The 11663-nt window shown below is 57.5% G+C and carries 8 protein-coding genes and 1 tRNA gene; 2 read left to right on the forward strand and 7 right to left on the reverse strand.

Annotated features, from left to right (window positions below):
* Positions 1 to 122: 122 nt before the first annotated feature.
* Positions 123 to 2447 carry an FdhF/YdeP family oxidoreductase gene (locus tag G6041_RS07925; protein ID WP_041460548.1) on the reverse strand — a complete coding sequence of 775 codons (2325 nt, stop codon included), beginning with the start codon at positions 2445 to 2447 and terminating at the stop codon, positions 123 to 125.
* A gap of 246 nt (positions 2448 to 2693) precedes the next feature.
* On the opposite strand from G6041_RS07925, the gene G6041_RS07930 reads away from it, so the two are divergent.
* Positions 2694 to 2781, forward strand: a tRNA-Ser gene (locus tag G6041_RS07930).
* Positions 2782 to 3163: 382 nt separating this feature from the next.
* Here the strand turns inward: G6041_RS07930 and phoH are convergent.
* The 4 genes from phoH to efeU form a co-directional block, all read right to left on the reverse strand.
* Positions 3164 to 3952: a phosphate starvation-inducible protein PhoH gene (gene phoH, locus G6041_RS07935; RefSeq protein ID WP_004387572.1), complete on the reverse strand. Its 789-nt coding sequence runs from the start codon at positions 3950 to 3952 to the stop codon at positions 3164 to 3166.
* A gap of 540 nt (positions 3953 to 4492) precedes the next feature.
* Positions 4493 to 5776, reverse strand: a complete 1284-nt coding sequence (gene efeB / locus G6041_RS07940; protein ID WP_012125154.1) for an iron uptake transporter deferrochelatase/peroxidase subunit — start codon at positions 5774 to 5776, stop codon at positions 4493 to 4495.
* A 5-nt stretch (positions 5777 to 5781) separates the two neighbouring features.
* Complete coding sequence (efeO, locus tag G6041_RS07945) at positions 5782 to 6909, reverse strand: iron uptake system protein EfeO (RefSeq protein ID WP_004387574.1); 1128 nt, start codon at positions 6907 to 6909, stop codon at positions 5782 to 5784.
* 55 nt (positions 6910 to 6964) lie between these two features.
* Positions 6965 to 7795 carry an iron uptake transporter permease EfeU gene (gene efeU, locus G6041_RS07950; RefSeq protein WP_012125156.1) on the reverse strand — a complete coding sequence of 277 codons (831 nt, stop codon included), beginning with the start codon at positions 7793 to 7795 and terminating at the stop codon, positions 6965 to 6967.
* A 357-nt stretch (positions 7796 to 8152) separates the two neighbouring features.
* On the opposite strand from efeU, the gene G6041_RS07955 reads away from it, so the two are divergent.
* A complete protein-coding gene (locus G6041_RS07955) occupies positions 8153 to 9337 on the forward strand; it encodes a NupC/NupG family nucleoside CNT transporter (RefSeq protein ID WP_012125157.1) in 1185 nt (394 codons plus the stop codon).
* A gap of 29 nt (positions 9338 to 9366) precedes the next feature.
* Here G6041_RS07955 and G6041_RS07960 read toward each other — a convergent pair whose 3' ends face one another.
* Both G6041_RS07960 and putP read right to left on the reverse strand, forming a co-directional pair.
* The gene (locus tag G6041_RS07960; protein WP_012125158.1) at positions 9367 to 9789 is read right to left on the reverse strand and encodes a DUF3574 domain-containing protein; all 423 of its coding nucleotides are present in this window, start codon (positions 9787 to 9789) and stop codon (positions 9367 to 9369) included.
* Between the two features lie 117 nt (positions 9790 to 9906).
* Positions 9907 to 11415, reverse strand: coding sequence for a sodium/proline symporter PutP (gene putP / locus G6041_RS07965; protein WP_029038936.1), 1509 nt, complete (start codon positions 11413 to 11415; stop codon positions 9907 to 9909).
* Between the last annotated feature and the right edge of the window lie 248 nt (positions 11416 to 11663).

Genomic DNA, 11663 nt, shown 5'->3' on the forward strand with positions numbered 1-11663 from the left:
AACATCCATCAAATACCGACAGACGGCAGGTGCGCTTCGCTTACCTGCCCTACAAAACCTGCCGTAGGGTGGGTAAGCGCCAGCGCACCCACCACGCCCGCGAGAAAGCAGGTGCCCACCGGTTAGCGCCGCGCCCCCGACGTCGTCACCGGCTCGGCGACGCGCTCCATCGCGATTGGGATACTTTTGTAAGCCGGGATCCCGCTTTGCGTGTCGTGACTGTCCAGCGGCACCAGCACGTTGGCTTCGGGGTAATAAGCCCCTACCGAGCCAGGAGCCATATCGATAACCACCACGGTCAGGTTATTGAGCCGCCGCGAGGTCGGATTGCCGTCCGGATCGAGCGCGGTCACGTTTACCTGATCGCCCACGCGCAGCTCGCGTTTTTCTGCCTCATCCGGGTTGATAAACAACACGTCACGCCGCCCGGTCACGCCGCGGTAGCGGTCATTCAGGCCATACAGCGTCGTATTGTACTGGTCATGGCTGCGCAGCGTGGTCAGCACCAGATCGTGGCACTTAAGCGATCGCGGATCCTCATTAATCCCCTGCATCACCTTAAACTGCGCCTTGCCGGATGGCGTATTCCAGACGCGCTCCGAGGCGGCGTTGCGCAGACGGAAACCGCCCGGCTGCTTCACGCGCTCATTGAAGTTCGCGAACGCCGGGAACACCGCCTCGATGGCGTCACGGATAAAACTGTAATCACCGATCATTTTGTCCCAGTTGACGACCGTCTCCGGCAGCGTCGCTTTGGCAAGCCCCGCCACGATAGCGGGCTCTGAGCGCAGGTGCGGCGACGCTGGTTGCAGCATGCCGCGCGAGGCGTGCACCATCGACATCGAATCCTCAACGGTAATGCTCTGTTCGCCCGACGCCTGCACGTCCGTTTCCGTGCGGCCCAGCACCGGCAGAATATAGTTGTGCTTGCCGAGCAGCAGATGCGAACGGTTAAGCTTGGTCGCCATATGTACGACTAAATCGAGATTGCGCATGGCCGGAAATGTGACCTGCGGATCGGAAATCGCCTCGGCCAGATTACCGCCCAGGCACAGGAGCGCTTTGGCTTTACCGTCGCGCATCGCCTGAATCGCAGCGACAGCGCCATGGCCGTGTTTCTGCGGCGGTTTAAAACCAAACACGCGCTCGATACTGTCAAGCAGCGACTGCGGCGGGATCTCCGTGATGCCCACCGTGCGGTCGCCCTGCACGTTAGAATGCCCACGCAGCGGGCAGATGCCTGCGCCTTTTTTGCCGATATTGCCGCGCAGCAGCAGGAGGTTGGCGATCTGCTGCACGTTCTGGGTGCCGTACTGATGCTGGGTTATCCCCATGCCGTAACAGATAATGGTCCGCTCCGCCTTTGCATACAGACGCGCGACATTCTGGATTTCTTTGCGCTCCATACCGGAGACTTTCAGGATGTGATCCCACTCGGCCGCGTCGAGATCCGCCTTTAGCGCCTCAAACCCTTCGGTATGCTCACGGATAAACGCCTCATCAATGATGCCCGGCTCACCGTTCGCCAGCGCCTCTTCATGCATGGAGAGCAAAATTTTCATTACGCCTTTGAGCATGGCCGCGTCGCCGCCGACACGCACTTTATAGTACGTCGAGGCGAGCGCAGTGGAACTCAACGACAGCATCTCAATAGGGCTTTGCGGCGAGGTAAAGCGTTCCAGACCGCGCTCGCGAAGCGGGTTAATAGCGACAATAGTCGCGCCGCGCTTCGAGACTTCGCGCAGCGTGCCGAGCATACGCGGGTGATTAGTGCCGGGATTATGACCGATGCACAGCACCAGGTCGCAGTGGTCGAAATCGTCAAGCTCTACGGTGCCTTTGCCGACGCCGATAGATTCTGGCAAGCCGACGCTGGTCGGTTCGTGGCACATGTTGGAGCAATCCGGGAAGTTGTTGGTGCCATATTCGCGGGCGAAAAGCTGCCACAGGAATGCGGCTTCGTTGGAGGCGCGCCCCGAGGTGTAAAACTCCACGCTGTCCGGGTCGTCATAGCTGCGCAGGCGCTCGCCAATCTCCTGAAACGCCGTTTCCCATTCAATAGGTTGATAGGTATCGCTAGCCGCGTCGTATTTCATCGGGTGCGTCAGTCGCCCCTCGCCTTCCAGCTCAAACGCATTGCGCTCCCACAGTTCGCTGACGGTATGCGCCGCGAAAAAATCCGGCGTGGTGCGTTTGCTGGTGGCCTCCCAGGAGACCGCTTTCGCGCCGTTTTCGCAAAACTCAAACGACGAGGCGTGCTGCGGATCGGGCCAGGCGCAGCCTGGGCAGTCAAACCCCTGCGGCTGATTGACTTTGAACAGGGCAATCACGTCCTGCTTCACCGACATCTGGCCGCGGATAGCGTCAGCAACGGCCTTCAGTGCGCCCCAGCCGCCCGCCGATCCGCCATAAGGCGCGATGCCGATAGTACGATTTCGCTCTTTCATAGTGCTCCACATTCTCTGTCTCATAGTTGTGGTTTAAGCCTGGTACAGAAAATGCGATAAGCGAAGCGAATGAAGGGATATCAGGCGGTATTGAGGGCTGTAATGGCGGGTTTTGCAGGAGAAAACGCCATTTCGTTTAACCCTTAACCGAACGATAAAGAAAGAAAAAAATCTGCTTGACCGTTTTCATGCAGATCCCTATAGTAGCGCCCCGTTGCCCCGCTACGCGAGGCAGTAAGACAATATGGTGAGGTGTCCGAGTGGCTGAAGGAGCACGCCTGGAAAGTGTGTATACGGCAACGTATCGAGGGTTCGAATCCCTCCCTCACCGCCATATTCAAAGAAAGAGCCTGTACGCGAGTACGGGCTTTTTTGTTTTTATATCGCGCCAGGAAAACGGCAGGTGCGCTCCGCTTACCTGCCCTACAAAACCTTCCGTAGAGTGGGGAAGCGCAAGCGCACCCACCGACCGCCTGCATTGGCAGGTGCGCTCCGCTTACCTGCCCTACAAAACCTGCCGTAGGGTGGGTAAGCGTAAGCGCACCCACCATTCGCCTGCGAAACGGCAGGTGCGCTCCGCTTACCTGCCCTACAAAACCTGCCGTAGGGTGGGTAAGCGCAAGCGCACCCACCTTCCAGCCACAGAGAAAACGCAAAAGATAAAAACAAAAAAGCCCAACACACGTTGGGCTTTTACGTGGTGATATCAGGCGAGCTTAATCGTACGCGTTAAGCGTTCGCTGGCAGAGTGCGGAACGCACGCAATCGGCTTTACCGAACCGCACGATGCCAATCATCTCATCTTCCTCAAAACGCGCCAGCGCGTCGCTCAGGCCGGACTGCACGCCCGCCGGCAAATCGCACTGGGTGATGTCGCCATTGACTATCACGGTCACGTTCTCCCCGAGGCGGGTTAAAAACATCTTCATCTGCGCGGCTGTCACGTTCTGGGCCTCGTCCAGAATCACGACGGCGTTCTCAAAGGTACGTCCGCGCATATAGGCGAACGGCGCAATCTCAACTTTCCCGATTTCCGGGCGCAGGCAATATTGCATGAAGGAAGCACCAAGACGGCGCACCAGCACGTCATACACCGGGCGGAAATACGGGGCGAACTTCTCAGAGATATCGCCGGGCAGGAAGCCGAGATCTTCATCGGCCTGCAGAACCGGGCGGGTGACAATTATCCTGTCGACATCCTTATGAATCAGGGCCTCAGCGGCTTTCGCCGCGCTGATAAACGTTTTGCCGCATCCGGCTTCACCGGTGGCGAATATCAGCTGTTTGCTCTCAATAGCCTCAAGATAATGCGCCTGAGCGTCGGTACGAGCGACAATCGGCGCGTTATCGCGGCTGTCCCGCGCCATGCCGATTGCTTCAACGCCACTCATTTGCACAAGCGTGGTGACCGATTCCTCTTCACGCTGCCGGTGGCTGCGTGAATCTCGTCTGAGAACGCGTCTTGCTTCACGACGAGCTTTGATCACTGCTTTCTGTCTTCCCATGGATGGCACCTTGTTAAGTTGGTTTACATGAGCCGCATCCTGCTGATGGACGCGATTATGCGCACAAACATTTGAGGTTTGGCTTCCTTTTAAGCCATAGATTGCCGGTCGAAAAGACGCGGTAGTACGGCTACGCGCACCGCTTACCGCATCGTCTGGAACAGGGTGAGAAGCTTTGAACGTTTCTGAGGGGGTGGAGATAACGCTGCCGGAGGAGGCTCCTCCGCGCCGGGTGGTGCGGGTTGTTTTCCGTTTAAGTCCAGTTCTGGACGCTACCATTCGCGATCTCCATCGTGCTACTGCTGCCACAGAGGGGAACTACCGCTAACACTTTAAGTACAACAAAAATTATCAACTTTGCAACATAATATTTACTAAAAGATAACTTTTGAGACTGAACGTCTGATGCATCTTTTATGACAGAAAAATATTACAGAAATGTATCAACAGAATAGCCGCCGCGAAAATGCTCTGCCACATCCGCGCGAAAATTGTTAGCAAATGAAAATAAAAACCCCGCCGTGGTGGCGGGGTTATTTATCAGGCTTTCAGCAGGCCATCGGCAAGGAAGCGGGATTTATCCGCCACCCCCGGCAGCACAAAGAAATAGCCGCCGCCGATAGGCTTCACATACTCCTCCAGCGCTTCGCCGTTAAGCCGCTTCTGCACCGTTAAAAATCCCTTTTCGAGATCGTGCTGGTAGCAGACAAACAGCAGGCCCATGTCGAGCTGGCCTGAGTTGGTCACGCCGAGCGAATAGCTGTAGCCGCGGCGCACCATCAGGCTGGACTGCGTCTCGGGTGTGCGCGGGTTCGCGAGCCGGATGTGGCTGTCGAGCGCAATCACGTTACCGTCAGGATCTTTACTGTAGTCCGGCACGTCATGCTCATGCTGCATACCAAGCGGCGCGCCGGTCTGTTTGTCGCGCCCGAAAATCGTCTGCTGTTCTTTGAGCGGCGTGCGGTCCCAGAACTCCACGTGGAACTGAATAATGCGCACGGCCTGATAACTGCCGCCCACCGCCCACGCGGGCTCGCCCTGCTCCGGCATTACCCATACCACGCTGTCCATTAACGCGGTATTACGCGTATCGGGGTTCGCGGTGCCGTCTTTAAAGCCAAGCAAATTCACCGGCGTCTCTTTGCCACGGCTGCGCGCCGCGTGATCAGAGATAAACCCTTCACGCTTCCAGCGCACGCTCAGCAGATCCGGCGTGTGCTTAATAATATCGCGCAGCGCATGGATCACCGTATCCTGGGTATTGGCGCAGATTTGCAGCAGCAGATCGCCGTGACACAGCGCCGCGTCCAGTGAATCGTTCGGGAAACGCTCCATCTTTTGCAGCTTTTTCGGCATCTGCGGCGCAAGGCCGTAGCGATCGTCAAATAAAGAACGCCCCAGCGACACGGTGATTGTCAGGTTATCCGGCGCAATCACCGGCCCCAGAATACCGGAATCCATCGGCGGCAGACGCGGGTTCGGCGTCTGCGGCGCCGGGCCGCCCGCGGTTAAAAACGCGATGCGGTCGGTGAGCAAACGGAACAGCCGTTCGAGATCGGCTTTGTTTCCCGCCAGCACATCGAAGGCCACCAGCATCATCGACGCCTGCTGCGGCGTCAGCACGCCTGCCTGATGCGCGCCGTAAAACGGCTGCGTCTCCTGACGCGCATCCGGAGGCAGCGTGCCAGGCGCACTTTGCGGCTGCGCGCCATGCGCCACCGGACAACCGCCGGTGACCGCGAGCGCGCCGGTCAGCGCGCCCAGCCCTTTCAGCAGACGGCGGCGCGCCGGTTGCGGCACGCCGTGAATATCATGTTCTTGCATCACGCTTAGTCCAGTCCGAGCACGCCACGCAGTAACGAGAGATCTTCAGCAAGCGACGTAATCGGCCCTTTCAGCGCGTTGCGGTCAGCGTCGGTCAGCTTGTCGTAAGTCTCAAAGCCCTCTTTGGTGCGATATTTCGCAAGAATGGCATCCACTTTTTTGAAGTTCGCGTCCACTTTCGCGAGCAGCGGCGCGTTCTCTTTTTGCAGTTGCGGACGCAGCAGATTCACGATTTTCTGCGCGCCATCGATATTGGCCTGGAAATCCCACAGGTCGGTGTGGCTGTAGCGATCTTCTTCACCGCTGATTTTGCTGGCCGCCACTTCCTCGATAAGGCCCGCCGCGCCGCCCACGACTTTGCCCGGCGGGAACGCGAGTTCGCTGATGCGTTTTTGTAGCTCCAGCACGTCGCTGTTGAGCTTGTCGGCATACTGCGCCATGCCTTTGACGCTGTTATCGCCAAACAGCGCTTTTTCCAGACGGTGGAAGCCGGTGAATTTCGGGTCGGCCGCTTTCTGTTCGTAATCGTCTTCGCGGGCGTCGATGCTGCCGTCGAGATCGGAGAACAGCTCGGCGATAGGCTCAATGCGCTCATAGTGCTGGCGAGTCGGCGCATAGAGGGATTTCGCTTTGGCGATATCGCCTGCTTTTACCGCGTCGGTAAAGGCTTTGGTGCCGGAAACCAGCGCGGCGGTTTCGGCGCTCACCCAGGTTTTATACTCGGTCACGGCGCCTTCCAGCGACAGCAGATCGCTCTTCGCCGCCGCTTTTTCACCACCGGCGGCTTTGACGATAAGCTTGCCTTTCGGGTTGCTCAGCAGTCCGCAGGTCATGTCATATTCGCCCGGCTCCAGGTTAGCGGTCATCTTCTGGCTAAAGCCTGGCGCGATGTTTTCACGCTCTTCAACGACCATCACGCCTTTGAGGATTTCCCACTCCAGCGCTTTCTGGCTGTGGTTCAGAATAATGAACTGGGTTTTACCGGCATTCACCGTGAGCGTCATCGGCTCGCACTGTTTGTCGTTTACGGTGACTTTCACCTGCGGAATATCCGCCGCGCGGGCGGCAAAGGCGGAGCTGATAAGCGCCAGCAGCGTCACGGAAAGCGCGCTACGGCGAAGTTGATTCGTCATGACCATCCCTCTAAAAGTATGTTGTAACTAAGCCACGCACGGGCGCGGCAAAAAATCAGGCGTTCCCGGAGACGCGCGCACCGGCGCGCGCTGGCAGCGCATAAAACGCCAGCGCCGGGATCAGATAGATAAACCATACCGCCACTTCGCTGACGGTCGGCGCTTCCTGGTAGCCGAAAATGCCTTCCAGCAGCGTGCCGGTGAGCGAATGCGTGGAGAGCACATTGCTGAAATCAAACGCGACGGCCTGGAAGTGATTCCACAGTCCGGCCTCATGAAACGCGCGAATGGCACCCGCCGCGAGCCCGGCGGCGACGAGCAAAATAAAGAGGCTGGTCCAGCGGAAAAACGCGCCGAGATTAAGACGAATGCCGCCCCAGTAGAGCAGAAAACCGAGCACCACGGCGGTGGCCAGGCCCAGCATCGCGCCGAGCGGCGGCCAGACGCCGACATCCTGGCCAAACGCCGCCAGCAGGAAGAAGACCGATTCCAGACCCTCGCGCGCGACCGCGAAAAACACCATCATTATGAGCGCCCAGCCGTGACCGCCAGGGCGTTTCAGTGCGCGATCTACGGCCTGTTCCAGCTCGCCTTTCACGTTGCGGGAGACTTTACGCATCCAGAACACCATCCAGGTGAGGATCACGACGGCCACCGTCGCCACAAGCCCTTCAAACAGCTCCTGCTCTTTTTGCGGGAACTCGCCGGTAGTTTCATTGATAAGAATACCGAGGCCTAAGCAGAGGGCGGCGGCGAGAAACACGCCCGCCCACATTACGCCAAGCCAGTTGCCGCGCTGGGTGCGTTTAAGATAGCTGGCGATAAGGCTGACGATGAGCGCCGCTTCAAGGCCTTCACGCAGCATAATCAGAAAAGGAACAAACATTCGGGCACCTGTAAGTGTGAAATCAGGTCAACTGATGCAAAGAAACGTAAACGGGAGTGAAAGTGATTATCATTACCGCAAAAAGAAAAACAAGCGAAATGTGGGGATAAGTATGACGAAGTGTAAAAGTTGCGAAGTTGAGTAGTCACACCATGAAACCATAAGCGAAATCGGCTGGCCCGGCGCCGCATTTTCTCTTTCCACCGCCCTCTGAAAACATTCACCTGAAAAATAGCCAGCCATCGCTTTTTCTTATTCTATTTGCCAGATAACGATGCGGGAAATTATGCTTAGCGCGCTGTTTACCGGCCCGTTTTTATGTGGCTAACTATTTTTCTTTCAGACACCTGCGTAACTATGACAACCATACTGCATTTTATTTTCGCCGTGGTGGCGATCCTCCTGCTCGCGTGGCTTGCAAGCTTTGACCGTAAAAAGATCCGCCTGTGTTATATTCTTCAGCTGATTGTGATTGAAGCGGCGCTCGCCTGGTTCTTCCTGCATGCACAGGCCGGGCTGCTGGTTATCCAGTCGATTGCCGGCGCGTTCTCCTCGCTGCTGCATTTCGCGGCCCAGGGCACCGATTTTGTCTTCAGCGGCATGAGCCAGAAAGGTCTCGCGTTTGTCTTTCTCGGCGTGCTCTGCCCTATCGTGTTTATCTCCGCGCTCATCGGTATTCTGCAACACTGGCGCATTCTGCCGGTTTTTATTCGCGTCATCGGTACGCTGCTGTCGAAAGTTAACGGCATGGGTAAGCTGGAATCCTTTAACGCTGTCAGTTCACTGATCCTCGGCCAGTCGGAAAACTTTATCGCCTATAAAGGCGTGCTGGCGGATCTCTCCTCGCGTCGGCTGTTCACAATGGCGGCGACCGCCATGTCCACCGTTTCGCTCTCCATCGTTGGTGCATATATGTCGATGATTGAGGCGAAATATGTGGTGGCGGCGCTGGTGCTTAACCTCTTCAGCACGTTCATTATTCTCTCTGTGATTAATCCGACGCGCCCGCAGGATGAGCCGGAAGTGAAGCTTGAAAAGCTGCATGAATCACAAAGCTTTTTCGAGATGCTCGGCGAGTACATTCTGGCGGGCTTTAAGGTGGCGATGATTATTCTCGCGATGCTGATTGGCTTTATCGCCATTATCAGCGCGGTGAATGCGCTGTTCCTGACGCTGTTCGGCCAGAGTTTCCAGCAACTGCTGGGCTACGTGTTTTACCCGCTCGCCTGGCTTATCGGGATTCCGGCGCAGGATGCCCTGACGGCGGGCGGCATTATGGCCACCAAGCTGGTCGCCAATGAGTTCGTGGCGATGATCGAGCTGCAAAAAATCGCCGCGACGCTCTCCCCGCGCGGTCTCGGTATTCTGTCGGTCTTCCTGGTGTCGTTTGCCAACTTCGCGTCCATCGGCATTGTGGCCGGGGCGATTAAGGGGCTGAACGAGCCGCAGGGCAACGCGGTGTCGCGTTTTGGCCTGCGTCTGGTCTATGGCGCGACGCTGGTGAGTTTACTCTCCGCGGCCTTCGCCGGGCTGGTGCTGTAAAAATTAAGGCGGGGTCTCCCCCGCCTTTTTCAGAACTGCACGCACACGCTCTCATCGACGCGCATGACCGACTCCTGCGCAAAGCGCGATTTATAAATTCCGCGCAGGGCTTCAATCCCCTTCTCGCTCGCGCTGTCATTCGCGTGAATCAGCATCAGCGCCTTGCTCGGCTCGCGCGCCACCTTGCCATCGTTACCGAGCCACTGCCCGCGCGCGTCAAACACCGTCAGCCCGTCGCGAAAGCGCGGCGTGACGTCGTTATCCACAAAACGCTGCCACTCGTCTGCGGTAATTGCCGGGCCGGAGGGCCGGTTGAGGCCAAAGTACAATGTGGTTTGCGTCATGCGGTTTTGCGCGGCGCAGCGCGGCGCCTGTTCTGGCGCGTGCGGTGCGCAACCGGCGAGCGTCGCCGCCAGCGCGAGTGAAACAACAATCTTGTGAATCGCCATCATCCTGTCCTTTTTTGTTATAGGTGAACGGGACGATAACAGCGTAAATTGCGGCGTCTGGCAAGCTACCGAATTGATGAAAAAGAAAAAACCCGCCGGGCGGCGGGTTTGTTAAGACGCTTAGCTGGCGCGAAGCTTAGACGGCGCGGGCGTGTGATACTCCTCGTCCGCTTTTTCAAAGCGCGCCTGCATGGAGGCCGACGGCGCTTTGCCCATCAGGCTCACCACCACGATACCGAGGCTTGCAAAGATAAAGCCCGGAATGATTTCGTAAAGGTTAAACCACGCGAACTGTTTCCAGACGATAACCGTCACCGCGCCGATGATCATGCCCGCCAGCGCGCCGTTGCGCGTCATGCGCGACCACATCACCGAGAACAGCACCACCGGGCCGAAGGCCGCGCCAAAGCCCGCCCACGCGTAGCTCACCAGGCCCAGCACGCGGTTTTCCGGGTTCGCGGCCAGCGCAATGGCGACCAGCGCCACTACCAGCACCATCATACGCCCGACCCACACCAGCTCTTTCTGGCTCGCGCCTTTACGCAGGAACGCTTTATAGAGGTCTTCGGTAATGGCGCTGGAGCAGACCAGCAGCTGGCAGCTCAGCGTTGACATCACCGCCGCCAGAATTGCTGACAGCAGGATACCGGCAATCCACGGGTTAAAGAGGATCTGTGCCAGTTCAATAAACACGCGCTCGCCGTTCTGGTTCACCGCAGCCGCCTGGTCAGGATGCTCGTTAAAGTAGGCGATGCCGAAGAAACCAACGGCCACTGCGCCCGCGAGGCACAGGATCATCCAGGTCATCGAGATACGACGCGCGTTGACGATGGTGTGGTGAGAATCTGCCGCCATAAAGCGCGCCAGAATGTGCGGCTGGCCGAAATAGCCCAGTCCCCAGCCCATCAGCGAGATAATCGCCACCAGGTTCAGGCCCTTGAGCATGTCGATATTTTCGATGCTCTTCTGCTTGATAACGGCCAGCGAATCGTCCAGCCCGCCGACCGCGAAAATCACAATCACCGGCGTCAGGATCAACGCGAAAATCATCAGGCTCGCCTGCACGGTATCGGTCCAGCTCACCGCCAGGAACCCGCCAATGAAGGTGTAAAGAATCGTCGCCGCAGCCCCCGCCCAGAGCGCGGTTTCGTAGCTCATACCGAACGTGCTTTCGAACAGGCGCGCGCCCGCCACGATGCCTGAAGCGCAGTAAATGGTGAAGAACAACAAAATCACCAGCGCCGAGATAATCCGCAGCAGACGGCTGTTATCTTCAAAGCGGCCGGTGAAATAATCCGGTAACGTCAGGGCGTTATTGTTGTGCTCGGTGTGAACGCGCAGGCGCCCTGCCACCAGCTTCCAGTTGATCCAGGCACCCAGCGTCAGGCCGATGGCTATCCAGCTTTCGGAGATCCCGGAGAGAAATACCGCGCCCGGCAGGCCCATCAACAACCAGCCAGACATATCCGACGCGCCCGCAGAAAGCGCGGTCACCACGCTCCCGAGACTGCGCCCGCCGAGAATGTAGTCATCAAAGTTTTTGGTGGAGCGCCACGCAATAAACCCAATCAGTATCATCCCCAAAATATAAATAATGAAAGTCACCAGCATCGGTGTACTCGTCGTCATTTCACTTCTCCGCGTTATGGCCGGGTCGCCCCGTTTATCACCGCCGGAACGTAGCGGTGGCGTTATTGTCATGTCGTGTGGCGGCAGTATCCTGCCGGAAGCGTTTTTTATTCACAATCGATTTAACACACCATTTACATGTTTTGCATCTGTGAAACCTGTACATTTTTTGAGAGGTTGCACTCGCTCACGCTTTTGTCGGTTGCACCTGTTAAAAATGTTAACCAGGCCCGGATTCTGAGCTTATA

It is taken from the genome of Cronobacter sp. HA18003, assembly GCF_011605905.1.
GTDB classification, from domain to species: domain Bacteria; phylum Pseudomonadota; class Gammaproteobacteria; order Enterobacterales; family Enterobacteriaceae; genus Cronobacter; species Cronobacter sakazakii.

Bases quoted from the DNA above. Each gene is read 5' to 3' on its own strand.
- putP (WP_029038936.1), bottom strand. From the start codon at position 11,415: ATGACGACGAGTACACCGATGCTGGTGACTTTCATTATTTATATTTTG.
- phoH (WP_004387572.1), bottom strand. From the start codon at position 3,952: ATGGGAAGACAGAAAGCAGTGATCAAAGCTCGTCGTGAAGCAAGACGC.
- G6041_RS07955 (WP_012125157.1), top strand. From the start codon at position 8,153: ATGACAACCATACTGCATTTTATTTTCGCCGTGGTGGCGATCCTCCTG.
- efeU (WP_012125156.1), bottom strand. From the start codon at position 7,795: ATGTTTGTTCCTTTTCTGATTATGCTGCGTGAAGGCCTTGAAGCGGCG.
- G6041_RS07925 (WP_041460548.1), bottom strand. From the start codon at position 2,447: ATGAAAGAGCGAAATCGTACTATCGGCATCGCGCCTTATGGCGGATCG.
- efeO (WP_004387574.1), bottom strand. From the start codon at position 6,909: ATGACGAATCAACTTCGCCGTAGCGCGCTTTCCGTGACGCTGCTGGCG.
- G6041_RS07960 (WP_012125158.1), bottom strand. From the start codon at position 9,789: ATGATGGCGATTCACAAGATTGTTGTTTCACTCGCGCTGGCGGCGACG.
- efeB (WP_012125154.1), bottom strand. From the start codon at position 5,776: ATGCAAGAACATGATATTCACGGCGTGCCGCAACCGGCGCGCCGCCGT.